The organism is Bdellovibrio sp. HCB337 (assembly GCF_047302465.1).
Lineage (GTDB): Bacteria > Bdellovibrionota > Bdellovibrionia > Bdellovibrionales > Bdellovibrionaceae > JACMRP01.
In genome coordinates, this window is record NZ_CP178621.1 from 2,693,974 (window position 1) to 2,719,022 (window position 25,049).

At 45.0% G+C, this 25,049-nt stretch carries 20 protein-coding genes, 1 tRNA gene and 1 riboswitch; of the genes, 11 read left to right on the top strand and 10 right to left on the bottom strand.

Annotated features, from left to right (window positions below; translation table 11 throughout):
* Positions 1 to 2: 2 nt before the first annotated feature.
* Complete coding sequence (locus ACLWBB_RS12995) at positions 3 to 1,703, bottom strand: phospholipase D-like domain-containing protein (RefSeq protein ID WP_413287959.1); 1,701 nt, start codon at positions 1,701 to 1,703, stop codon at positions 3 to 5.
* A gap of 121 nt (positions 1,704 to 1,824) precedes the next feature.
* Positions 1,825 to 2,073: a DUF2892 domain-containing protein gene (locus tag ACLWBB_RS13000; protein ID WP_413287960.1), complete on the bottom strand. Its 249-nt coding sequence runs from the start codon at positions 2,071 to 2,073 to the stop codon at positions 1,825 to 1,827.
* A gap of 111 nt (positions 2,074 to 2,184) precedes the next feature.
* Here ACLWBB_RS13000 and ACLWBB_RS13005 point away from each other — a divergent pair, with 111 nt between their 5' ends.
* Positions 2,185 to 2,919 (top strand): substrate-binding periplasmic protein, encoded by a 735-nt coding sequence (locus ACLWBB_RS13005; RefSeq protein WP_413287961.1) that lies wholly within the window; start codon positions 2,185 to 2,187, stop codon positions 2,917 to 2,919.
* A 99-nt stretch (positions 2,920 to 3,018) separates the two neighbouring features.
* On the opposite strand, the gene ACLWBB_RS13010 is transcribed toward ACLWBB_RS13005, so the two are convergent.
* On the bottom strand, positions 3,019 to 3,627 hold the full coding sequence (locus ACLWBB_RS13010) for a hypothetical protein (protein ID WP_413287962.1): 609 nt from the start codon (positions 3,625 to 3,627) through the stop codon (positions 3,019 to 3,021).
* Positions 3,597 to 3,693, bottom strand: a riboswitch (purine riboswitch). (Overlaps the previous gene by 31 nt.)
* Positions 3,694 to 3,817: 124 nt before the next feature.
* Between ACLWBB_RS13010 and ACLWBB_RS13015 the strand changes: the two genes are divergently transcribed.
* A complete protein-coding gene (locus tag ACLWBB_RS13015; RefSeq protein ID WP_413287963.1) occupies positions 3,818 to 4,315 on the top strand; it encodes an adenine phosphoribosyltransferase in 498 nt (165 codons plus the stop codon).
* A gap of 63 nt (positions 4,316 to 4,378) precedes the next feature.
* Here the strand turns inward: ACLWBB_RS13015 and ACLWBB_RS13020 are convergent, their stop codons facing one another.
* On the bottom strand, positions 4,379 to 5,197 hold the full coding sequence (locus ACLWBB_RS13020) for a hypothetical protein (RefSeq protein WP_413287964.1): 819 nt from the start codon (positions 5,195 to 5,197) through the stop codon (positions 4,379 to 4,381).
* A gap of 275 nt (positions 5,198 to 5,472) precedes the next feature.
* Here ACLWBB_RS13020 and ACLWBB_RS13025 point away from each other — a divergent pair, with 275 nt between their 5' ends.
* Positions 5,473 to 7,422 (top strand): M1 family metallopeptidase, encoded by a 1,950-nt coding sequence (locus ACLWBB_RS13025; protein ID WP_413287965.1) that lies wholly within the window; start codon positions 5,473 to 5,475, stop codon positions 7,420 to 7,422.
* Here the strand turns inward: ACLWBB_RS13025 and ACLWBB_RS13030 are convergent.
* On the bottom strand, positions 7,419 to 8,291 hold the full coding sequence (locus ACLWBB_RS13030; RefSeq protein WP_413287966.1) for an AgmX/PglI C-terminal domain-containing protein: 873 nt from the start codon (positions 8,289 to 8,291) through the stop codon (positions 7,419 to 7,421). The two genes, ACLWBB_RS13025 and ACLWBB_RS13030, sit on opposite strands and share 4 nt — an antisense overlap.
* A gap of 287 nt (positions 8,292 to 8,578) precedes the next feature.
* Here ACLWBB_RS13030 and ACLWBB_RS13035 point away from each other — a divergent pair, with 287 nt between their 5' ends.
* Positions 8,579 to 9,586, top strand: a complete 1,008-nt coding sequence (locus ACLWBB_RS13035) for an extracellular solute-binding protein (RefSeq protein WP_413287967.1) — start codon at positions 8,579 to 8,581, stop codon at positions 9,584 to 9,586.
* A gap of 159 nt (positions 9,587 to 9,745) precedes the next feature.
* Positions 9,746 to 10,246: a BON domain-containing protein gene (locus ACLWBB_RS13040; protein WP_413287968.1), complete on the top strand. Its 501-nt coding sequence runs from the start codon at positions 9,746 to 9,748 to the stop codon at positions 10,244 to 10,246.
* 406 nt (positions 10,247 to 10,652) lie between these two features.
* Here the strand turns inward: ACLWBB_RS13040 and ACLWBB_RS13045 are convergent, their stop codons facing one another.
* On the bottom strand, positions 10,653 to 11,369 hold the full coding sequence (locus tag ACLWBB_RS13045; RefSeq protein ID WP_413287969.1) for a substrate-binding periplasmic protein: 717 nt from the start codon (positions 11,367 to 11,369) through the stop codon (positions 10,653 to 10,655).
* Positions 11,370 to 11,739: 370 nt separating this feature from the next.
* Here ACLWBB_RS13045 and ACLWBB_RS13050 point away from each other — a divergent pair.
* From ACLWBB_RS13050 to ACLWBB_RS13060, 3 genes are all read left to right on the top strand, one after another.
* Positions 11,740 to 11,815, top strand: a tRNA-Arg gene (locus ACLWBB_RS13050).
* 253 nt (positions 11,816 to 12,068) lie between these two features.
* Positions 12,069 to 13,325 (top strand): hypothetical protein, encoded by a 1,257-nt coding sequence (locus ACLWBB_RS13055; RefSeq protein ID WP_413287970.1) that lies wholly within the window; start codon positions 12,069 to 12,071, stop codon positions 13,323 to 13,325.
* A 247-nt stretch (positions 13,326 to 13,572) separates the two neighbouring features.
* Positions 13,573 to 15,657: a response regulator gene (locus ACLWBB_RS13060; protein ID WP_413287971.1), complete on the top strand. Its 2,085-nt coding sequence runs from the start codon at positions 13,573 to 13,575 to the stop codon at positions 15,655 to 15,657.
* 5 nt (positions 15,658 to 15,662) lie between these two features.
* Here ACLWBB_RS13060 and ACLWBB_RS13065 read toward each other — a convergent pair whose 3' ends face one another.
* Both ACLWBB_RS13065 and ACLWBB_RS13070 read right to left on the bottom strand, forming a co-directional pair.
* The gene (locus ACLWBB_RS13065; protein ID WP_413287972.1) at positions 15,663 to 16,001 is read right to left on the bottom strand and encodes a hypothetical protein; all 339 of its coding nucleotides are present in this window, start codon (positions 15,999 to 16,001) and stop codon (positions 15,663 to 15,665) included.
* Positions 16,002 to 16,132: 131 nt separating this feature from the next.
* Complete coding sequence (locus ACLWBB_RS13070) at positions 16,133 to 16,573, bottom strand: FixH family protein (RefSeq protein ID WP_413287973.1); 441 nt, start codon at positions 16,571 to 16,573, stop codon at positions 16,133 to 16,135.
* Positions 16,574 to 16,889: 316 nt separating this feature from the next.
* Here ACLWBB_RS13070 and ACLWBB_RS13075 point away from each other — a divergent pair, with 316 nt between their 5' ends.
* The 3 genes from ACLWBB_RS13075 to ACLWBB_RS13085 all read left to right on the top strand — a co-directional run bounded on the left by ACLWBB_RS13075 (position 16,890) and on the right by ACLWBB_RS13085 (position 21,926).
* On the top strand, positions 16,890 to 20,042 hold the full coding sequence (locus ACLWBB_RS13075) for an efflux RND transporter permease subunit (protein WP_413287974.1): 3,153 nt from the start codon (positions 16,890 to 16,892) through the stop codon (positions 20,040 to 20,042).
* A gap of 24 nt (positions 20,043 to 20,066) precedes the next feature.
* Positions 20,067 to 20,894 (top strand): M48 family metallopeptidase, encoded by an 828-nt coding sequence (locus ACLWBB_RS13080; RefSeq protein ID WP_413287975.1) that lies wholly within the window; start codon positions 20,067 to 20,069, stop codon positions 20,892 to 20,894.
* A 246-nt stretch (positions 20,895 to 21,140) separates the two neighbouring features.
* The gene (locus tag ACLWBB_RS13085) at positions 21,141 to 21,926 is read left to right on the top strand and encodes an AgmX/PglI C-terminal domain-containing protein (protein WP_413287976.1); all 786 of its coding nucleotides are present in this window, start codon (positions 21,141 to 21,143) and stop codon (positions 21,924 to 21,926) included.
* A gap of 76 nt (positions 21,927 to 22,002) precedes the next feature.
* Here ACLWBB_RS13085 and ACLWBB_RS13090 read toward each other — a convergent pair whose 3' ends face one another.
* A complete protein-coding gene (locus ACLWBB_RS13090; RefSeq protein WP_413287977.1) occupies positions 22,003 to 23,412 on the bottom strand; it encodes a sigma-54-dependent transcriptional regulator in 1,410 nt (469 codons plus the stop codon).
* A gap of 65 nt (positions 23,413 to 23,477) precedes the next feature.
* Positions 23,478 to 25,046 carry a two-component system sensor histidine kinase NtrB gene (locus ACLWBB_RS13095; protein WP_413287978.1) on the bottom strand — a complete coding sequence of 523 codons (1,569 nt, stop codon included), beginning with the start codon at positions 25,044 to 25,046 and terminating at the stop codon, positions 23,478 to 23,480.
* Between the last annotated feature and the right edge of the window lie 3 nt (positions 25,047 to 25,049).

Below are 25,049 nucleotides of genomic sequence, written 5' to 3' on the forward strand. Positions count from 1 at the left end.
GGTCACAGCATATGGATGCCACCTAAGGCCTCGGTCAGACGATAGATGTACTGCTGTAAGATTTGTTGGTATTTACCCCAACCTTTTTCGCGGGCCTGATGCCACTCTGGGGCGCCCCACGAGTAAGACTTAGCAATCAAACTGTTGCTGTAGCTTTGGAATTGCTCGACGGTTTGTGCACCATCAAGCCAAACTCCCATTTCTGAGTTATGAATACGCGAACGTGGATCAAAATTCGAAGTTCCAATTAAAACATCCTTGCCATCAATGATCGCAATCTTGGCGTGAAGAAGATTTCCTTTAAGCTCGGGCTTTTGCGCATCTAAGCCGTGATAACTGTAGACTCGCAAACGATCACCAATTGCCGGGTCTTGTTTAAGCTTCAACAACGCAGGTGCTACGTATTGGTCAAAAACAGCTTGAGTCACAAAACTATCATTTGTCGCCGTCGAATTGGCAATAAGCTCAAATTCTGCCTGAGGGTTCTTTAGAAGCCAGATTTTCAACATGCGGATGTCGCGTTTTCCTAAAAGTGGATACGGAGATACAATTGTGACTTTTTTCTTCGCATTTAAAATACTTTCCTTCAAAGAACGCATCAGCGAATCCGGATTGGCCTGACGTCTCCAGTATTTCCAGCGCTGAACAAAGTGCTCTTTGTCGTGAGTGAGGTTTTGTATTTCATGTACAAGTCCTGCGGCGGAATCCTCAAAACCCGTTTTTAAGAAATCCTGATTTTGCATTTCCGCCAAGCGATTCCGAACTGTCTCTTGAGCCACGTATTCCTCATAAGTCTTCTCCATCCTGTCGACTTCGAAGGTGTAATCCACACGGAAAAAACGATAGAGTTTTTCAGCTAAAGCCTTATTGAGATAGTTTGAGAATAGTCTGTTATAATAAGTCTGCAAAACGTCGCTAATGGCCGTATTTGCTTCGCCTGCTGGTGGGCGGATCATCAACTCCACATCCCGGAAGGCCTCTCGCCCATCACGGTTCAGGCCAAAATACCCGTCAGCAATATTGCGACTTCCAATGATCGCCAACATTTCTGGTGTCGCGGCATCGACTAATAGAATTTTATCATGAGATCTATTGTTGAGTGATACTTGCGAGTCCACAGTTTCCGATCGTCGGCCTGTCAGCATATGACCAATGCGCGCCAAGGCTCGCGGCAATGTCGTCCAGGGATTGATGGTCACGATTTCAATTTTTCCCATGCCTTCTTTTTGACTCATTTGGATCAGTGCTAGCAACTCTGTGTGGGTGATGTGCATTGAGCCCACGGAGTCCACCATCAAACGCACCGTCACTCCGCGCTTAACGGCCTCTTTGACCTCATTCAGAATCAAGTATCCGCCTTTATCACGCGAGAAAATATAATAGGAAATATCCAAGGTCTGCTTGGCACTACGAATCGCTAAGAGTTTTGCCATCAAAGCCTCGTCAGCAGACAAAAGGGCTTTGACTTGAGCACGATTCTGCTCAACGGCAGTACGAACCTCTACATCGGCAGCTGTAAACGTCTCCCGGGCATCGATCGTCTTAACTTCTACGAAGATCTGTGAGCAAAGAGGAGCCCCCCCAGCGTGCGTCTCCGAAGGCGGGACAAACACCAAGGCGAAAACCAAAATTGCTGTTCCAAAAACGGGACAGCCTATTTCAGTTAACAACTGTCTAAATTTTAGACGCCAAAACCCCTGCATTTTTGCTCCTACGTCGGTGCAGACCGTTCATAGGATTAGAATACAAAAAGTGCTCCCACTGAAAAGCCCTCTGCGGCAGCTGGGTCGTAGATGTAACACTATAGATATGGATCGTCCCCGATCACTTCTTCGTGTGGTCCACTTTCACACGAGCCAAACGGTTGGTGTTGATACCCAGAAAATAGTAAATGGGGCACCAACCGACGACTCCAGTTAACAGCGGAAGCGCACCAATCAAGTACCAGCCGTTGATTCCGGGGCCTGCTGTGAACGCCATGATCACCAAGACTGCTCCAATTACAATTCGAACCCATCGCTCTAACGGATGGATATTAATGTGCGTATGAGAGCGCATAAAACGTGTCGCCATACATCCTCCTGAACAAAGCCTATTTTATCTCGAAACAGCTCGAAGCCCCCGTCTTATTTTTGCGAAACCCCTACCTCTATGATCTAATAAACATCTAACGAGGACCACAGCATGTTTTTAAGCTCACTACTATTCCTTCTGCCTTTGAGTGCCTCAGCAAAGCCCTTTGTTATTGCGACTCTCGACATGCCTCCGCATGTCGCCCTGAAGGTCGAAGCCCCTAAACCCGAAGGCGCTATCCCCAACTTTGTAGAGCAGTACCTCGCAGCTCCGTTAAAAGCGCAACATGGTTTAATTATCGAGTGGCATCAAGCCCCACTTGCAAGAGCCATCAAAGCTGTAGAGACCGGCGAAGCTGATATGCTGTTCTTTATTTCCAAAAATCCAGAGCGCGAAAAAGTTTTCGTATTCAGCAGCGAGCCCTTCTTTACAGATACGGCGGCTCTCTTAGTGAAAAAAGACTCGACCCCACTGGACGAAGTCAAAAACATTGCTCTTTATAAAAACAAAACCATCGGCATGACCGAAGGGGTGGCTACTCCAGAGATCGTGAAGAAAAATAATATCCAGATTCTTCTGGTTCCTGGAAATGCGTATATTGAAAATTCTTTGGATTTAGTAGCGCAAAATAGAATGGATGCGTTTCTCTCTCCGCTGTCGTCGGTAGGAGAATACATCGTTCACACTTCCAAACGAGAGGTGAAGTTGAAATCTTTAAAAATTGCGGGATCTGAACGAGACTACTATGTGATTTTTTCGAAGAAACTTGCACCGAAAGTGCGCGAGACCATCAACACGCTTTTGCAGAAACACCGGGCGGAATACCCAAAGCTGATCAAATACTGATCAGAACGTGTAAATGCGCGGCCCCATAAATCCCCCCATTGAGATCTTTGAATATGGAAACCGCGCGAGAGATATCTAAATCAATTTACGAACGAAGAACTAGTGACCGCGAGTCGCTGTCGCACATTGTCCTTGGTGCTGACAGTTCATCATCATCTTACGGAGTTCCATCAGCTCTTTAAGGCTGTTTTCCATATCGATTTCAAAACCAGCTTCTTTAGAACCTTTAGGTGCAATAGAAACGTATTTCTGAACATTTTTGAATTGAGATTTGTCATAATCAGTGTCGTGATCATGAAGATAGATATTCTTTTTTAATGAGCGGACGAAACGTTGACGTTGATCCAACGCTTTAGCGCGAGCTGCAGAGTTGTCTTTCCAACATTTTACTTCGCCAACAAGAACCGCTTGTTTTGTAGCTTTTTCGAAAATAACAACGTCCAATTCACCGATAGTGCGTGTGTTGTCGCCGTATTCAATACCGTTTACGATTTCAAATTTCGCTGGAGGATAAGTCTTGTACAATTCGATACGAGCAACTTGCTCACAAACAGTGCCGACGATTTCGTAATCAAGAGCTGAATCACGAAGCTGCTCAAAGAGTTCATCAAGTGGAGCTGCAGAGACAGAGAAAGAGACAAAAGAAACAGACAGGGTCAGAAAAAATGCGCGAACGAACGCCATCATATACTCCTTGTAGTCAAACATTTGCGGTGTTTGGTAGAAACGCCGGGCCTATTCCCGATTTATACAAAGTTCAGGTGGCGTCTTAACAGCCCGATCAATCAAAGTTCAAGCTAAAAAGTCAGAGCCCTGTTATTTTTTTAGAATTTTTACAGTGACATCAATCGTCGCAGAGCTTAATTTTCACGCATATTCTAGTTTTTTTGGAGGCTTCATGAATTTAAAAGCACTCATCAGAGATGTTCCCGATTTTCCCAATAAAGGTGTTCTTTTCAGAGACATTTCACCGCTTTTAAAAAATCCAGATGCTTTAGATTTTGTAGCTCACAAACTTGTAGAAGGCATCGACCTTTCTAGAGTTGAGTACTTTGCGGGCATCGAATCCCGCGGATTTATTTTAGCAATGCTTTTGTCAGCAACTCATAAAAAGGGATTCATGCCAATTCGCAAAGCTGGCAAGCTTCCTCCACCCGTTTTTCAAACGAGTTATGATTTGGAATACGGCAAAGCCACTATCGAGCTCCCACCAGGCACTGGCAATATCATGATTATAGACGATGTCCTTGCGACTGGGGGCACTCTCCAGGCCGCTATCGATTTAAGCCGCCAGGCAGGCTATAAAGTTGAGCACGTCGCTGTACTGATTAATCTGACGTTCTTGAATAAGATGAAATTCAACGACAGCGAGATTCACTCCGTTCTTCAGTATTAGAAAAACAAAAACCCCCGCGAAGTCGCGAGGGTTTTGTTAATTGAACTTACTTACGCTATTTAATTAGCGAACGTTGCATTGACAGCCAGCTTTAGCAAGCTTGCCCATCTTCTTAGATTTTACGCTCGCAATTTTTCTGATCTCAGCCTTGCATGAAGCGATTTCACGCTTGCTTGCTTTTTTAGAGTTCTTAGCAATTTTTTTGCAGTCGTACTTGTTGCCCTTCTTAGCAATTTGCTTCTTGGACTTTTTAGATTGCTTAGCAATATGCTTCTTAGACTTCTTGTCTTTTTTAGCAATCTTGTTTTGTTTTTTAGACTTCTTAGCAATGTGCTTTTTAGAACCCTTGCTAGATTTTTTGAAAACTGGTTTTTCTTCTGGTTGCTGTTCTTCGTAGCTAGTCTCTGGAGTTGTATTGGCAGCAGCTTGGTCCCAAGAAGCACCTTTTTCTGGCAATTCAGTTGGTAACTGAGAAGCTGTGTCTGGAGTTACCTGCTCTACTTCAGGCGGAGTTTCTTGTTGTGGCATACCTGGAGTCGCAGTGCTTGCGTAGAAGCTGTCTGTACCTGAACCTTCTGGTGCTGCCGCATCCAATTCAGAAGTAGAACGTTGTTCGTTCATTGCTTCAGCATGAGCCGTTTGCTGTTCAGCAGCCTGAACTTCAGCTGGAGCCTGGCTAGAATCGCCCATTTCATTAGATGTATAAGCTTGGTCTGCAGAAGCTGCTGGAGCCGTAAGATCAGGGCTTGTTTGTGGCAAAGAGCCATCAAGACTAGCTGCTTCTGGTGATTGTGTTTCAGAAGACTCTCCAACTAAGCCCTGAATAGTAGCGCAAGAAATTAACATAGAGCTTAGTAGCGCAAGGATAATTGTCTTTCTCATAGAAACCCCTTCATCTATAAGGAACAACCACAACGTGCAGCGAGTTTTGTTCGTCTTTATTGTTTTAATCTGAAGTCAGTATAGCAATGTTTAGCCTGAATACCCGCTAAATATTCCAATTTCTCAAAGTAATTCGCATACTTACGAGTTAACATTTTGACACCCGACTGAGACTTCGACAGAGACGTCGATGTCTTGGGCAGAGCCTCGGATATTTTGACAAATCAAACTGAGACAATGGACTTATTTGAACCACCCTGCTAGTTATCGGGCCTATGAAAGCACAACTGGTCTTTGCAAGCCTCATCCTTGGTTTTTCTTCATTGGGTTTTGCCACGGTTCACCACCGCCTGGAGATCTCTATCGCTCCGGCTGTAAAACATCTGACCGTGGTTGATACGATCTCTGCCCTGCCTTCCACGAAAACACAGTTTCTGTTGCACAAAGATCTTAAAGTGAAAGTCCTTTCTCAGAACGATGAAGTTCGTCTGCTAAGAACGGGCGACCAAAATGAGTACGAGCTGATTACGCTCGATCAACAAGTGACTTTGCAATACTCCGGGGTGATTTATGATCCCGTCACCAACAATGACTCTAAAGGCTTGATTGCTCCGGAAGGGGCTGTTCTTTTTGGCTCAACTTACTGGGTTCCTGATTTTGCCGAAAAAGCGACTTACGAAATCCTGACAGCCATCCTCCCGCACGGCTGGATATTGGCTTCTCCACTTTCCCAAACTGAGATTCCTCAACAGGAAATCTATTTGATGGCAGGCCCCTTCGTAGAGCAGACCCTTCGCGATGTGACCCAAAAGATCACCCTCCGCATCTTTCTTCGTAAGCATGACCCTGGCTTAGCCCAAACTTATTTGAACCTCCTGCCGGGCTACCTAGACCACTACCAGAAAACTTTGGGAGCTTACCCGTATAAGTCTTTTGCCGTGATCGAGAACTTCTGGGAGACCGGCTTCGGGATGCCGGGCTTTACCCTTTTAGGCCCCGGAGTTATCCGTCTGCCATATATTTTGAACTCGTCTTTGCCACATGAACTTTTGCACAACTGGTGGGGCAACAGTGTTTTCGTAGATTACCAACGCGGCAACTGGTGCGAGGGTTTAACAACCTATTTGGCCGATCACTGGCAGCAGGAAGTGCTTCAAGCGGATCGCGATTACCGCCGTCAGAGCCTCATGACTTTCCAAGACTATACGAAGTCGTCGGCGGACTTTCCACTCAGAGACTTTAAGCAGCGCTTTAACTTTAGTTCTCAAGCCGTAGGTTACGGCAAAGGAATGATGTTCTTCCATATGCTCAAGAAACAGCTCGGAGACCAGGTCTTTGCCCAAGCACTGCGGGATCTTTACCAGAATTATCGTGGCCACAGCATCAGTTATGAAGAGATTCAAAGCAGCTTCGAAACCACCAGCGGGGTGCCTTTAAAGTCCTACTTTAACCAATGGTTGGACCGTACGGGAGCGCCTGCCATTAAGCTTGAAAGTGCGAAGCTCACAGCCAATCAGTCCCATGAGTTTCAAGTAGATTTTGAACTTAGCCAGTCAAGCCCGCAAAGCTATGAGCTTTTGGTGCCGGTGCGCTTTAATATGGAAAACGGCAGCCAAGTTTTCAAGTACGTGAACCTGAACACCCCGAAGGAAAGCTTTAGCGCCCACTTTTTGACAAAACCTGTGAGCCTGGAAGTCGACCCGGATTTCGATATCTTCCGCGACCTCAATATCCAAGAACGTCCGGTCAGTCTTTCGAACCTTTTTGGCGCTAAAAATATTTGGCTTGTAGGTGGAACTTCTGCGCAGCAAACAGCCTATCAACAAGCATGGCAATCTGCCGTCGCGACACCGATCACGGTCACTGATGATAAACTCCTCCTGGACTTGCCAGCAGAGGGAGCCGTTGTACTTTTAGGGGATTCCCCAGCCTATGAAAAGCTGATGACTGAAGATCTTAAAGGACAAGATTTTGTGGTGAGCTCTGAGGCAATCACCCTGCTTGGAACTTCCTACTCCAAGCGGGAGAATAAAATGGCCGTCGTGGCCCGATCTTTATCACGTCCTGGACTGATCATTACCTGGATCCGTGGTGAAAATTTAGAAACTCTAGCGCCTCGCCTACTTCATTATGGCAAGTACGGGGTTTTGGTTTTTGCTGAAAAAACCACGCCCCTTAAAACCACTTGGCCGACTTTACAATCGCCGCTCAAAGTAGTTTTTTAGTCTTTTTCTGGTACGAAGTGGAAGGTATAGGTCATGCGATCTTTGCTGCTTGCAAGCTTCGCTTGACGTGGAAATCTCCAACCTGAAAGGCGATCTACCATGCATTTCTCAACATCTTTATTATGTAATTGAGAAGTCTGCACTTCGACGCCTGATACACGGCCTTGAGCATCCATCGCCCAACCCATGACAACCTTGCCTTTCATTTCAGACTTCTTTTTCAAGCCGTCGTGATAGCAAGTTTTCAGGTCGCGATAGTTGTCAGAGATTGTGCGCAGAATGTGTTCTTTGCGCTCTTTCGCAGAAACTGGTGCCGCTGAAGAATCTGAAGAAGATTTTGAAGACTCCAAACTCTCTAGCTCTTTACCCAAGTCCACGCCTTGTGGAGGTGGAATTTCTTCAGAAGCCGGGCTACGGCTAACTACACGCGAAGACTTACCAGATTTTGCATAAGGTTGCTTTGCAACTGGTGGAGCTTCATAACGTGGTTCTGGTGCTGACTCAGCAAAAGAAAGATTGTCGAGATCGAAATTATCGCTCTTCTCTTGGCTCTTACGCCAAGCATCTGCAGCCTCTTGTTCTGAATCTTCGGAAGACTTCTTAGTTCTAAAAGAAGAGAAGGCGCTTGAGTATGCACCTTGAGGAGACTCATCTTCTACACGCGTTGGAGAGGGTGCTGGCTCCTCAACAGTGGTTACAACATAATTATCAGGAAGCTTCTTGCGTCCCAAGTCTTGTTCATAAGAGTTCACAAATCCAGAAGAATTCGTATTTGTAACTTCCTCTGGCAAAGCCAAATCGAAAGTTTCGCTGGCGTGAACTTGCATTGAAAATAAAAGTGAAGTGATGATCGAAACTGTCTTTCGCATATTTCCCCCAATAAAACGCCCTCATTACGTGCGAATGACGTGAAGTTCAACCAGCCTAACAGAACAAGGTACGACCTTAAATATTTTTTTAGAAAGTGTCTCAACGTGAAACAAATCCATAGTTTTTCTTGCCTCAATAGTAGATTTTCTGCCTGCCTGACGTTCTGTGTAGGGACACAGGGTTTTCAACTCACTTCCAACAAAAAGATTTTTTACCCCCGCGGTTGTGCTTTTGAAATCTTCCAACTAAGACTTTCAGTACTTAAATAGACTAAAAAGGGAGTCCTATGAAGAATTTCATTTTTCTTTCCGCATTTTTGGGTGCGATTCAATTCGCTTCTGCGCAAAACACTGTTGTAAAATGGGTTGGCCAATTTCCTGCTGAGCAAGCAGCTCCAGCCGTTGACCTCTTCAACGCAGAACATGCTGCTGAGTTGGGCTTCACTGTCGAGTATAAATACGACGAGACTGTTGTTGCCGATTTGCTAGCTGGTAAAGCTCATCCTGAATATGACTTGGTTCACATGAAAGATGCTGAGATGCTAAACAGCTTGGCAAAAAAATCTCTTTCTACTCCGATTGCTTTGGATAACAAAGCCGTTTTACCAGCTCATTTAAAAGATGCTAACAACAACTGGATTGCCGTTTTAAAACGCGCTCGTATCATTTACTACAATTCAGACCTTGTTGCTGATGGTGAAGTAAAAAACTACGAAGACTTGAGCGACGCAAAATTCAAAGACAAGCTTTGCCTTCGTCAGAAAAAAGCTCAATACAACTTGGGTTTGTACGCTTTCTTCTTAGATGTTTTGGGTACAGAGAAAACAACAAGCTTGTTGAAAGCATGGGCTGACAATACTGCCGGCGTGCCACTTCTTGAAAAAGACTTGGACGAAGTCATCGTTAAAGTCGCTAAAGGCGAATGTGCGGTTGGCGTTGCTAACACTTACTACTATATGCGCCACTTGCGTGCGACTCCAGACAGCAAAGTAAAAGCTGTGATTCCTAATCAAAACGATATCGGTGCTCACGTGAACATCGACGGCGTTGCACTTTTGAAAGATGCGACTCAGCTTGATAACGCTCAAATTTTTGCTAACTGGTTGCTGACTGAAAAAGCTCAGCTAGCTCTTAGCAAAATCACTGACAAATTCCCTGCGAATCCGGCAGTTACTTCTGCTCCGGTAGTTCAAGCTTTTGGTCCATTCAAAGAAAACCAAAGCTTCAATCTAAACCGCATTACAGAGCTTAAAGACGAAGCTCTAAAAATTGCTACCGAACAAGGTCTTAAATAGACCCTTCTTAATCTAGCAGATCTACAATCCTGCAAGCTTGAATCACTCTTAAGAAGTGTAAGTTTGCAGGATTTTTCATTTCATCCCCTGCTCAAATACAAATGTTAGCCCCTTTAAGCACGTGATAAATTTGGGAGTACCGTTGTAAAGGAGACTCCCATGAAATCACCAAAATCTTCGTCGCGAAGTTTGACCGGAATTTTTATCGGGGCAGCGCTCGGTGCTGTTGCGATGTATTTCTTGGACCCGCAAAAAGGACGCACTCGTCGTATACATGCCCAAGATAAGATTTTTAAATATGGACGTCGTACTCGCCGACTCGGAGAAAGAACTGCTGATAACTTTAGAAATCGCGTCTACGGAAAAATGCAAGAAATCCAACACAAGAAAAAAGCTTCGAGAGTTGACGACTATACACTAGAGCAACGTGTACGCGCCGCTATCGGCCGCAAAGTCAGTCACGTGAAAGCTATTAAAATCTTTGTGACGGACGGAGAAGTGGTTTTAGCAGGCCCCATCCTCAATCACGAAGTTCAAGAACTCATTGCTGGCATTAAACACATTCCAGGAGTGCGTCGAGTAATTGATGAACTCTCGAAGTACGATCACGCTGGTAATGTACCGGGACTTCAAGGCGAAGGGATCACCTACCGCCAATAAAAAATGAGAGGGAGGCACTTGCGCTTGCCTCCCCCTCCACCCAGAGAAAATTGGGATAATCCCTGGGGAATTTGATTTTATACATACTATTAGTGCAAATAGAGGGCCCAGGACGTGAACATAAGAAAGTCATGGACTTAGAAGAGGTTCGATTTTTAAGAAATGTTCAAGTCCTCACCACTCCGCTTGGAAATCCTAAGCTAACTTTAGATAAATATTAGCGAATTCCGTATTGCCTTTTTCTTAGACGGAGGCGCAAAATATGATCACTAAATTTTAGTATCATATAAAACCCAGACCACATTTTATTTATTAATATATTGAAATTACTGGTATTTATCAATATGAAGCGATCACTTATTTGCTGAATAACAACTACAAATAGACACTGCGTAGTCGGGAAAAATTATGGCTCTGGCAAATCAGAGTAATAGTAATCTTGAATCTCTTTAAATTTCTTCGATTTTTTAAACTGAGTCAAAAGCAGATTAATCTCTTGAACTGTGGGTCGAATATTTTTTCTGACCATTACTCGATGCGAGTACTGCTGATCCACTTTTGTTGAGATCATGATCTTAGATTTGTCGTCTGGATTCTTTTTAAAATATCCATTTAAAAAAACATCCGACACCACGGCGATATCGCCGCGATCAAAGAGGATCATCTTTACACAACCCTCATTGCTAGATACCAACTGCATATTATATTTTTTACGAAGATAATTTGGGTCTGCATTGTGCCCCGCAAAACCATAGTGATATCCCAGAATCCCTACCATGTTTTTCCGAGTGAAATCAGAGAAGAAAGCCGGATCTCGATAAACTTTCTTTCTTGCAATGTAGATTTCTTTTCCCTTCATATAAACGTCAGACGCATCCACCGCACTTCGATCCCAACCCCATTCGATGTTATCGAAAAAGCTTAAGTCATAAACGCCGTTTTTAAAATCTCCATGACGTCTCATGGCTGAAATCGGCATTGCTTGAAACTCGTAATCTTTTTGCGTGGAATTCATGAACTCTAAAAGGTCTGCCAAGATGCCTGTCACCTTGCCGTCTGACTCGATATGTATGTACGGAGGAAACTCGACAGCGCCAACTTTCACAACCTGTCGTTGCTTCATAGGCGCCTCGTTCGCCCAAAGTAAAATGGGCGACGCAAGAACTAGTAGTAATAGGACTTCTGCTATAGTTTTCATCTACTTTGCCGTCGCACAGTGGAGTGTTATCCTTCTCCCCGTATCGGCGCAAAAAATGCTCTACTAGACCCCTTTTTTTCGACTGAAAGCTATCTAAAACACACCAGGGGATCCATGGGCTATTTTCCAGGAAAAACCCTGAATATCCAGCTAGATAAACCACCCCAACATCTCACTTTTTCCCCCGAAGATCTTCTAAGGAACTGAAGTCCTCATGGACTACCACTCTCGTTTGCTGGGGTGACCGTAACATTGACAAGCTTCAATGGCGAAAGTTAGAAATGAATTTAGAGATGACCTCATAGCTCAAGTGGATAGAGCTTTCGTTTCCTAAACGACAGATCCCCGTTCAACTCGGGGTGAGGTCACCATTCTTGACGACTCACAAAGATGAGGTCACTCCTTTTTTCGACTGCGAACAAGGAACCGATGTAGTGATCTCTTTTTAGTCGATCTCCAATTTGTTTCTGGTTTCACCTAGATAAAGATTTTTGAGACATTGATACGTCGATTTCTCTAACGAGTGTCAATCTTCAAATCCAGTTTATGAGGCCCTCGCAGCTGGTACTCACGTTGCAAGCTTTAAAAGATGTTAGGGATTTTTAATCTTTACTAGGAGTATTTATGAACAGCCTCAAGCTCGCAATGATGTCTTTAGTTTTTTGCTTAGCTGCAGTCACGCATGAAGCAAATGCAAGTGGCGGCAGTAGTAGTTCAAGCTTAATAGTCACCGCAGCGTTTTTGAGTAACGGTGTCACAGAATTTTATGCCTACGGGCCCACCTCGAAACCTAATGCTACGATTACCTTAAATGGTGTCGCTGTGACAAAATCAGACGCCTACGGATCCTGGAACATTCAAATTTTGAATTATACAAGTCCTGCTGATTGTATAGCAAGAATTTCAGATGGAGCTTCTACTGTTAGCAAATCCATCCAATACTGTATTATGGGAGGATCTGCGGGACAGGTATCACTTGATGGTGTGTCGGTAGTTAATGCGGGTTCTTCTGGTTCGATGACTTTGTATACAGAAATTGCGGCTCCAGCTACTGGAGTCAGCGTTGCGATTTCTTCGGGAATGCCAAGTGTTTTAGGCGTACCTTCGAGTGTATTCGTTTCAGGTGGAAACACAAACGCGCAAGTTCCATTTACAACTACTTCAACCAGCATGAGATATCAAACCGTATCAATGACGGCTAAATCAGGTTCTGCAATCGGCACTAAAAACGTCCTCATTGTGCCATCTCTGGCTTCGTGGAATGTGACTGGTGCATTCAACATCACGGCTCAAGGTGAAAATTACTGCTCACCTTATTCTGCGCGCCGCAGTGACTTTGATGCGGCCATCATCGCCACAGCAACTGACTTCATGAAAAACGGCGAAAGTGGTACCAATGGTGTGAATCCTGGAACCGAAAGAATCACAGTGAAAACTCTGAATCTTCGTTGTGCAAAAAGTTTTCCAGCCGGTCACCAAATCACTGCGACTGGAAGTGTGGTTGCGACTAATACTTCTGTTACTGGTGGCTTCCGCTGCTTCCAAGCGAAACAAAATTGGAGTTGTTCTGCCGGCACCAAAAACGCCATGGTGTCACATACATTCGCTCAAGCTTCGATTTCCTACGCGGTTCAAAAAACTATTACAGGAAAAGTTTGCTTAATGAGAGCGGCGTCTGCAGGTGGAGCGGTGGTATCTTTAGTCAGCCTCTGGCCAGCTTCTGTTGCTGTTCCAGCAAGTGTGACTATTCCAGCTGGAGCTCTATGCGCAAACTATACGGCATCAATCAATATGGCGGGTCAGTCCTTCGGTTATGACTACGATGTAAAGGCAACTTATGATGGGTTCTCTACTTGGGCAAAGTTCGTGGTCAATAAATAAATTTAATTATCGAGCCCACTTTTTAAAAGTGGGCTCAAAAATCCTGACTCATAAAAATCCCCTTCTAAGGGGATTTTTTTCTTAAGGCGATCCACAATATTTTTACGGCGCGCCTACGGAGGGTCGCCTATTTTTTTGGCGAATGACACGTTCTTTGTTTATTACGAAGGAATGGCATCACGGAGTTGACGATGGTGTCTCTTTAAAAGGACTTTTTAATTGTCATAGGTCTATGTAGAAAGAGGCTGTGGCATTTGAAAAGAAGGTCAATCCATTTGGAGAACTCGCGAAGACCAGTCAAATGGTTCAGGCCACCTTGAACTTCGATTGGGGCAAAACTGAATTAGGCCCCATTGAAAACTGGGATTTGGGTCTCATCAATTCTTTGCTCCTTGTTTTTAGCTGTCCGATTAGGATGTATTGCACCTGGGGCCCTCAACGAAGGGTCTTCTATAATGATTCCTATATTCCGATCCTAAAACATCGCCATCCGTGGGCTTTAGGCTCGCGCCTTCATGAAGTTTGGCCCGAGGTTTGGGAGCAAGTACTTGCCATCGTCAGCAAAGTCGAGGCCGGCGGAGTCGTTTACGAAACTGATGTGCAATTCGACATCGACGTCGATGGCAAGCCCCAAGGAAACTTTTTTACTTACGGGAATTCTCCTCTGTTTAATTCCGAAGGAAAAATTGCAGGAATGCTTTGTACGATTATCGACACGACAGCATCGGTGGTTAGAAATCGTGCCGCCGAAGAAAGTTTGGCCCTATCGCACCAAGTGGTCAAAGCCGAACGAAGGAAGCTGCGCTCGATTTTAGAAAAAGCCCCCATCGCCATGGCAGTTCTCGATGGACCTGAACATCGTTATTCGATGACGAATAACAGTTACCGCCGGCTTTTTCTAGGCGACCGCGACGTCTTGGGACGGACGGTGAAAGATATTTTTCCCAAAACAGAAGAAATCGGGATCATCGCACAGCTTGACGAAATCTATCGCACTGGAAAAGTCCTCGAAGGTAAAAATTACGAAATTACTGACCGACGAGCAGATGGCACCGAGTTTTCGGTCTTTGTCGATTTTGTTTATCAGCCCATTTACGATGTGAACGATCAAATCGAAGGGCTACTTCTTGCGCTCAATAATGTCACAGCCCGGGTGATGGCCGAACGCGCGCTTCAATCAGCAAAAGAAGCCGCCGAAAATGCCAACCATGCAAAATCGGCTTTCTTGGCAAATATGTCGCATGAAATTCGTACTCCGTTAGCGGCCATTCTCGGGTTTGCAGAAATTATTGCCACGCAGGATCCTGAATCCGCAGAGAGAGCAAAATATCTCGATATCATTCTTCGTAATGGTAAGTCGCTCACTCGTATTATTGACGACATACTGGATCTATCAAAAATCGAGGCAGGTAAATTCGAAATCGAAACGTCACCCATAAAACTTAAAGATTTGGTTCAAGAAGTCCTAGCCATGTTCTTTGATCGCGTGTCTGATAAAAATATTCAGTTGAATTATGCCCTCGCCGAAATCGCCGATTTAGTTGTTGTGAGTGATGCTGTTCGTATCCGCCAAATTTTGCTGAACCTCATCGGAAATGCGATTAAATTTACTTCAAAGGGCTCCGTGAAAGTTTCTTGTCGGGCTGAGCAATTGACCAGAACACGCAAGAAAGTAACTTTCAGAATTGAAGATACAGGCATCGGCATGACACAAGAACAGGCGAATCGACTATTCCAACCATTCACGCAAGCAGATGTCACTTCAACCCGTCGTTTCGGAGGCATGGGCTTAGGTTTGGCGCTTTCTAGAAATTTAGCTCACGCCTTAGGGGGTGATGTCAGGATCGTTCATTGTGAGCCTCGTCAAGGCTGCGTCTTTGAGTTTTCATTTCGAGCTGAAGATGCCAATCAAGTCGCTGCCGCCCCCCCTGCCGAGAGTCCGACCGAAGAAGCGCAGAATCCACTTGCCGGGGTCAAGGTGCTGGCAGTCGATGATTCTCCGATCAACCGTATTCTCATTAAAACGATTTTAAAAAATTCAGGGCTTGAGGTCACCGAAGCTGAAAGTGGCGAAGAGGCTCTTAATCAAGCCTTCAAACAACATTATGATGTCGTATTAATGGATATTCAAATGCCTGGGCTTGATGGCTATGGCACTCTGTCAGAGCTTCGTAAACGCGGATTTCAAGAGCCTGTCGTCGCCTTAACGGCCCACGCGATGAAAGAAGACAAGGACCGCACCTTAGCGGCTGGATTTGCAGACCACCTGACAAAGCCAATCAATTCGAAAGTGCTTCTTCAAACCATTCAGTCTCACCTCAAGCACGCGTAAACCGACTACTCTTCACCGCAAAATACTGACGCCTTATAACCTTTGCCCACAGGAATAGTTAGTGAGTCTGCGTTGTCAGCTTCACCAATTACTTCGTCGTTTTTAGAGTCGCTACGAATCGAAAGATCCATACGACCAGCTGAATTTTTTGCCGCGATAAAAGTAAAACCACCAACGATGTGATTTGCCTTGTACCCTGTTAGTACATCTGGCCCAGAGGGCGTTAGTGTTGAAAAACGATCGATCTTATTGCTGAGAATGCCCCCTTTACAAACGATATTTCCGGCCCAAGCCGAAGAGCTAATAACCGCGAAACCGAAAAATGACATTACGAATGCTTTCATCTCAGATTCCTTTAATAAGTTTGATTTTGCTACCGGATATTCTATCGATGCTTTTATAAGGCCATCAGGCCAATGCGTAAATTAGAATGATTTGATGATGGTATTCTAAAATATGGATGGATGAACACATTCTAGTGGCGAACAGATGTTACCGCCTGTTCAACAACGGCATCGCCTCGTTTTAACTGAATTCGAATTTCCCATTCGCCACGCATGCTAAAGAAAACTTTGGAAACACGATATTGCCCCATCCCCAAGTGATCAATCGTCACTGGTGAAGAGCCATGCCCCATGCTTGGCATCCAGAGCACGACATGCAGTGGAACAATCAGGTCGACAAATTGAGAAGGATCTAAATCCCCATGGAATTCTAAAACAAAGGACCCGGCATCAGTCTCGGTTGGTTTTTTCTCCCAGTTGAAAGAGGCACAGAGTGTTGACTTCGGAAAACTCAAATCGCAAGAGGCCATATCTTCAGTGACTGGATCTACGGGAGTATCCTTTGCCTCCTTGACATGCGCACATGCCACCATCACAAATGTAGCTATTAAGACTAAAATCTTACCAAACATGTGAACTCTCTTTCGAGCCTGAAATCACGCGCCCCAAGCTTCGGCGCTTGGGAACCTGAACGGGTCTGGCATTCTTAATATCATCCAAGGCATTTTGCAAAAAAAACTGATTGGCCGCCTCGGGTTTTACACTACCCGTGACTCCCCCCTGGTAAAGAATTCCACCGTCCGCAGCCAAAACATAGGTCTGCGGGGCTTTAGTTGCCCTAAAGCGCCCTGCCAGGCGAAATTACAGGGCTGTTTCTTTGTTAAGAAACACGGAGTTCTGTATAAACTCCTCGAACGCTCACGAACGAGGGCCGCATAAAATAGAAGAATGCGGCTCTCAGACATTTCCATTCGTAATGCTGTCTTTGCCTGGATGCTCTTTTATGCATTCATTATCTTTGGCTATATTTCTTTTCAACGTATGGGGATCAGTCAGCTTCCTGACGTAGACTTCCCAGTAATCAACGTCGCCATCACTTTGCAAGGCGCCGCCCCCGAAGTCATGGAAACGACTGTTGTCGACGCCGTCGAGGACGCCCTTTCCACCGTAGAGGGGGTTGTCAAAATTACCTCTATCAGTAAAACCGGGGTCGCCAATATTACGATCGAGTTTGAACTGGATCGCAATATCGATTCGGCCCTTCAAGAAGTACAAACCAAAGTTGCCCAAGCACAACGCCTGCTACCCACCAATGTTGATCCGCCGGTGATTTCAAAAACCAACCCCGACGACCAACCAATTCTGTGGCTGGCACTCACTTACGAAAAAAATGATCCTTACTTTTTAATGAGTTACGCCAAGGACTATCTTAAAGATCGCTTTACGATTGTTCCTGGTGTTGGTGAAATTATCCTGGGTGGCTACACGGACCCTGCCCTGCGCGTTTGGGTGAAACCTCAGGCTTTGCGTCGCTACAATATCTCGGTCAATGACGTCTTGAATACCATCACAAGTCAGCACTCTGAAGTCCCTGGTGGCTTTATTCAAACTCCGCAAAAAGCATTTAACGTGCGCACCATGGGGGAAGCTAAAACCGTCAATGAGTTCAATCAGCTTGTGATTCGTAGCCGCACTGGGGTGCTGACCCAAGACCCTACAAACATTGTTCGTATTGGCCAAGTCGCGCGCGTCGAGGAAAATCTGGCAGAGGTGTATCGCATTTCTCGTTTTGCGGGAAAACAATCACTGGGACTTGGAATTAAAAAACAGTTGGGATCAAATGCCGTGGCTGTCGCACGCGCGGTAAAAGAACAACTTGCCCTTGTTCAACCACAACTACCCCCCGGTATGAAGTTAGAAATCAATTTTGACTCGAGCCGTTTTATTGAACAATCCGTTGGCGAACTTATCAAACATCTTATCCTAGCGGTCCTTTTAACATCTTTAGTTTGCTGGGTCTTCTTGGGAAGTTGGACAGCCACCTTGAATGTGCTTTTGGCGATTCCAACCTCTATTATGGGGGCCTTTATTGGTCTCTATTTTGCCGGCTTTACTCTAAATACGTTTACTCTTTTAGGTCTGACTTTGGCGATCGGGATTGTCGTTGATGACGCCATCATGGTTTTGGAAAATATATTTCGCTACAACGAAAAAGGGTCTGGGCGAATAGAGTCCGCTATCGTCGGTGCCCGAGAAATTACTTTTGCCGCCATCGCCGCTACCGTAGCTATTATTGCGATTTTTTTACCTGTGGTGTTCATGGAAGGCATCATTGGAAAGTTCTTTTTACAATATGGCGTAACGATTTCTCTGGCCGTGTGTTTATCTTTGTTAGAATCCCTGACGATTACTCCCATGCGATGTTCAAGCTTCGTCCATACGGGCGAGCGCAAAACCAGAATCGGTCATGGATTTGAAAAACTCATGGAGCATGGGCGAATTCTTTATGGAAAAAGTCTGCATTGGACGCTTCAGCACCGCTGGCCGGTATTAGTGGGTTCTTTGTTATTTGTCGCGGCCTCGTTTGTTTCTGTAAGGTACCTGAACAAAGAACTCACCCCCGTGCAGGATCAAAGCCTTTTCATTATGCGCTTAAGAACTCCGATTGGTTCTTCGCTCGCATTCACCGACACGCGCGCACAAGCTGTTGAAAAATGGCTTCGCACACGTTCCGAAATTGAGCGCTTCTACGTCGGCATTGGCGGCGGCGGGGCTGCGAGCGCTAGTGATACCAACTCTGGATTTATGTTTATCACGTTAAAGGACATCGGAAAACGAGGCATCGATTCCGCTAGCGGACGCGAGCTGAGTCAGCAAGAGTTCATGGCTTTGGCCCGCAAAGAGCTGGGTAAAATCCCAGATCTGCGCATTTTCATGCAAGACCTCTCTTCTCGCGGATTTTCAACAGGCCGCGGATTTCCTATCGAGTTTGTTTTGCAAGGACCTGAATGGGAAAAGCTTGCTGAGCTCAGCGATAAACTCAAAAAAGATATGATAGATTCCGGAATGATGAACGACGTGGATTCAGACTATCTAGAAGGCATGCCGGAAATTCAAATTGTTCCAAACCGCAATATGGCCGCCATGCATGGGCTTAGCATCGAGGACATCGGAAGCACCGTCAACGCGTTGATTGGTGGAGTCAAAAACGGTCAGTACACCAAAGGAGGACGACGCTATGACATCTATGTACAACTTGAAAAAGACGTGGATCCTCGTAAAGAGATCGACAGGCTGATGATTGGGAATGAACGTGGCAATCTTATTCCCATTTCTCGCGTGACAAAGATCGAGCAAAAACCAAGCCTACAGCAAATTACCCGCAATAATCGTCAAAGAGCTATCACCATGTATGCAAACCTCACTCCTGGAACTTCTCAGCAAACGGCCCTGGATTTTATCCGCCAAAAAGCAAAGGAACTACCGCCAACGTATACGATCGAAGATGCCGGTGCCGCAAAAGCATTTAAAGAATCCTTTCAAAGTCTTTTACTGGCGTTTACGTTGGGGCTTTTTGTCGCCTATATGGTGCTGGCAAGTCAGTTTAACTCTTTCTTAGATCCAATTGCGGTTTTGATGGCATTGCCATTTAGTTTTAGCGGCGCTTTCTTTGGGCTGCTACTCACAAATCAAAGCTTGAATATGTATTCGTTGATAGGCTTGTTGCTGCTCATGGGAATTGTGAAAAAAAACTCGATACTTTTAATCGACTTCACCAATGCCGTGCGTGACCGCGAGAAGAAAGATGCTCACGATGCTCTTCTCGTTGCCTGCCCGATTCGTCTTCGTCCTATTATCATGACATCCTTTGCCACTATTGCTGCCGCTGTGCCTTCAGCCTTAGCCTCAGGGGCCGGTGCTGAGACATTCCGCCCCATGGCTATTACCTTGATTGGTGGTGTGTTTGTTTCAACACTATTAACTCTGTATGTGGTACCTATCACTTATTTATTGCTGGAGCGTTTCAGACGACAAGGTCAACGTAAAGAACAGGTCAAAGAAGCGTTTGATCATGTCGGGCAAACAGCTCTTGAAAGATAGAAGATTCAGGGATAAAAACTTGTTATGGAAACAAATATCGTCGCATTTTTTATGTCACTCCTTATGCTTGTCTCTTGTGCTACTAGCACCGAAGAAGGCGCTACTGGAGTAAAGAGAAAACAACTTTTAGCCGTCTCATCTGAAGAAATCGTTGATGCTTCGGTAAAGGGTTATGAACACACGAAGCAAGAGGCTCAGAAAAAAGGTCTTTTGGATAAAAACCCTGCTCAATACCAAAGGGTGTCTAATATCGCAAAGCAGCTGATTCCATTTACTCCGATCTTCCGTAAGGACGCCTTGTCTTGGAAATGGGAAGTTCATGTGATCACCAGTCCCGAGCTCAATGCTTATTGCATGCCGGGCGGCAAGATGATGTTCTATTCAGGTATCATTGAAAAATTGCAACTTACTGACGGCGAAATCGCAGCTATCATGGGTCATGAGATGGCACATGCTCTTCGTGAACATGGTCGCGAACGTATGTCTGAACAGATGGTTACGCAAACAGCGACTCAAGGTGGACTCGCTATCTTGGTCGCTACGGGTGTGGTTGATCCAAAATATGCAGGCGTTGCGGCGATCGGCGCTTCCGCTTTCACGCAGCTCTTTATCTCTTTGCCTCACGGACGTACTCAAGAATCTGAAGCCGACACTATGGGCGTGGAGCTTATGGCACGTGCGGGGTATGATCCTCGCGAAGCTGTCAGCCTTTGGAAAAAAATGGGTTCTCAAGGTGGCTCTAAACCACCAGAAATCCTCAGCACGCATCCAACAGATTCTACTCGCATCAAAGATATCGAAGGATTACTGCCAAAAGTAATGCCTCTCTACGAACAAGCAAAACAAAAATAGAATCTTTTAAGTCGATTTTACGAGTGGGGAACTCTTTTACAGAGAGCTCCCCGCAATACCTCTTTTGTCGAACTCCTAGTCTTTGTCCGCAGTCCACTCTCGAACTTTTAGTCAAATTTCGAGTGATGCAAAAAACCTCGACACTCTTTTTGTGTGGCGCACTCTAGAATTTTGAAAACGGACCATGGTAAACTATGTTTATCAAGTGGGACGTCGTTCTGAAATCAACGTGTAAAGGGGATGTATATGAAAAGGACTTTCACCGTTCTACTTGTAATTCTAGGTTTCGCCAGCGCAGCTAAGGCTCAAACTCTGACTGACCTTAAAGGGCAATACGATCAGGTTTCTCCTCTCCAAGCTCCTAGTATCAATTCGAGACAGGTGGTAGATGCCGAAGCCTCTAATATGACACCGCAGGAAGAACAGCTAGCGGAGATGAAGGCCCAAGACGAAGAGGCTAAAAAGGCCCAAACCGAAAAAATCTATCTTGATACGGACTATCAATTCTTCCAAGCTCTTGCCGTTCCTAACGAAGACGACGAAATGGATCAAGCTACTAAAAAAGACCAAGTCGCCGTTAGCATGGAGCAAAATGCTCTGAATCAGCAAGCGGTTAGCGGCGAAATCAAAACGTCTGCACCTAAGATGATGACTGCAAAACAAGGTTCAGCCTTTGATGAAAGACGCGCTTTAATTCTTAAGAAAATCGCCACAAACGGCCAATACGTACGTTCTTGTATCCTTCAACATAAGAAGGCTGGTAACGAGTTTACAGGCACCGCTTTGACACTTGCTTGGGAGGTAGAACCTACTGGCAAAGTTGAAAATGCTCAGGTGAAAGCCACTGATATTGCTGCCCAAGAGATCAAAAACTGCGTATTGAAAGCTCTTGCAGAATGGAACTTCGGCGACATTCTTAAAGACAAAACAAAACGCTCACAAATCGAGTATACATACCGCTTTGTGAATACAACCAAAGAGGCTTCTGCAAAATCTGAAGCTACAAAAACAGCAACTCCAGTTGCTAACTAAGATTTAGCTTTGAATACAAAATAAAAAACCCACGGTTTTAAAGCCGTGGGTTTTTGTTTTAGGTCGTTTATATATCTTATTCGTCGTCAGACAACTCGTCGTCACCGACGATACCAAGATTGTATTTCTCGATACGGTAACGCATAGAACGGAAAGAGATGTGCAACAATTTCGCTGCACGCTTTTTCACGCCACCCGCAGAGTGAATCGCCTTAATAAGCAATTCTTTCTCGATTTGCCCCATCACCTTATCCAAATCCACGCCTTCTGCGCCGATTTCGATCTCGTTAGAAGAAGCCATCTTGCGGCCTGAGCTCGTATTTACCATTGGTGGTAAGCTCTCAGGCAAGATCATCGCACCACCTTCAAGAGCTACCGTGCGCTCGATCAAGTTCTCAAGCTCACGCACGTTCCCTGGGTAGTCGTACTTTTTAAGGATCTCCATCGCTTCAGTCGAAATACCGCCGATGTTCTTATTCAGACGCTCGTTGTATTTCTTTAAGAAGTGACCCGCTAGCAAAGGAATATCATCACGGCGCTCACGAAGACCTGGTGTTTTGATATTGATAACATTCAAACGATAGAACAAATCTTGACGGAAGCCGCCTTTTTGCACCATCTCTTCAAGATTACGATTAGTTGCAGCGATAATACGAACTTCCACCTTCATATCATCAGTTGCTCCCACTCGGCGGATAATACGCTCTTGGATCGCACGAAGAAGTTTTACCTGGATCGTCAATGGTAATTCACCCACCTCATCCAAGAACAAAGTTCCGCCGTCTGCGACTTCGAAAAGACCGGCTTTGTCCACCACTGCACCAGTGAAAGAACCTTTTTTATGACCGAACATTTCGGATTCCATCAAATTCTCAGGGATGGCACCGCAGTTGATCGTAACAAATGGCTTGTCTTTCAAAGGACCGTTGTAGTGAATCGCTTTCGCTACGACCTCTTTACCTGTTCCAGACTCCCCCGTGATCAAAACGTTTGTTGGTGTCTGAGACACACGCTTAACCATTTCGAAAATCTGATGCATGGCTTGGGAGTTACCCACCATGTTTTGGAAGCTATATTCTTTAACGAGTTCTTTTTTAAGAGATCTATTTTCTACTTCAAGATTGCGAGAGCGAAGAGCATTTTGGATGTTCAAACGAACTTCGTCGATCTTAAATGGCTTCGTGATATAATCGTAGGCGCCCATTTTCATAGCTTCAACCGCAGTCTCGGTTGTTCCGAACGCAGTGATCATCATGAAAACGATTTCAGGAGCTGTTTCTTTCACATGCTTTAAAAGCTCAATCCCCGTCACATGCGGCATTTGCAAGTCCGAGATGATCATATCAAAGCTTTTCTTAGCGAGAAGATCTTTGGCTTTTTGACCGTCCTCTGCAAGCGTGATCTCATAGCCCTCTTTTTTGAGCATGATCTCTAGAAACTCGCGGATTGATTCTTCATCGTCTACAACTAAGATACGGGATTTCATGAATACTCCTAATCACTTTATTCTCACTTGTTAGAGTGAGAAATTCAAAATCTTTTATTTAAATCCTATACATCCACCGCAGGGAAGATCAGCGTGAAGCTTGTCCCCACTCCCTGCGTACTCTCGACAAAGATCTGTGCTCCGTGTCCTTCGAGAATTTTGTGAGTCACAGCCAGACCAAGGCCTGTACCTTTGCTCTTTGTCGTATGGAAAGGCTCAAACATTCTACGGCGAGTGGATTCACTCATCCCACAGCCAGAGTCTTTCATTGTTACTTTCCAGGCCTTTGTTTCATACTTCACAGATACTTCAAAGCTTGCGCTTGGAACGCCGTCCATCGCCTGATACGCATTGATTACGATATTTAAAAACGCTTGCTTCAGCTTATCACGACGACCCAGAACAACTGCTTTTTCTGGAATATCTACCTTCGTGACAACATCCTGACGAACTTTCAAATTCGTCTTCATACCATCCATTACTTCACGCACAAGACTTGTCAAATCTACTGGGTCTGTTGGCGGAGCTTCAGGACGAGAGTAATCCAAGAACTCCGTGATAAGGCCGTTTAAGCGGTCAATCTCGCGTAAGATGATTCTCATAAGCTTACGATCATCATCGTTGTTCGTAGTTTGACTTAAAAGCTCGACACTTCCACTGATACCAGCCAGCGGATTACGAATCTCGTGGGCAATACCCGCAGCAAGTCCACCGATTGCAGCCATTTTCTCGTTCTGGCGAACCGAGTACTCCATTTGACGAAGACGAGTTAGATCTTCAATCTGAGCGATATACATCTCGCCCTCAAGCACAGGGCTGAAAACAGAGCTAACACTCACTTGCAGAACTTTCGTTTCTTCGCCGTTTTTCCAAAAAATGTCTTTTTTGTCAGCGTTTCTAGCAAGCTCTGGTAGCACATCAGAGATATTGGCATCTTTCAAAGTACGTCCGCCAAAAATACTTTGCGCCGAAATATTATCCTGAAGGATCACACCTTCTTGATTAAAAGTTAGAAGTCCCGAAGGCATGTGACCGACAATGGCTTTGTTGAGCTCTTGAATTTCACGAAGTGTAAGCCCTGTTTTCGTGAGTTCAACACCCATGAATTGCAATTGCTCACTTAAGTACCCAGACAATCCTGCGACCGAGAAGAAGGCTATGTTATTCAAGGCAAGAAGGAAGACGTAGTTCATCGCCTTCATTTCAGGCCCAAAGAAACTCGCCATCGTAAAGAAGATGCTGCTAAAAAGCGCAATCGCCAAAGCACCACGAGATTGGAATACCAAACCCGCTAAAAGAATATTCACCAAATGCAAAAATAGGAACAGAGATTGATTCAACCCACTGTAAGTAATCAAGAAAGATAAAAATAAAGAATCCAGTACAAAGCTAGCAAAGTATAGCCAGCGTTTTTCTGAAAGCTTGTCCATGAAGTGCACATAAAGCACATGCAACGACAAAGCAGCACAGATAACAACATAGAAAGGTCCCACTAAGGACCAATTGATGAAGCTTTTTTGCAGCAAGAACGAAACTTGGCTAACCAATAAGATCAATAGATAAAGACTGATCCGGGAAAACCCGACGATCAGTCTTTGAGTATAGTTCTTATAGTTTGTAGCCGTTGCGATCATGAA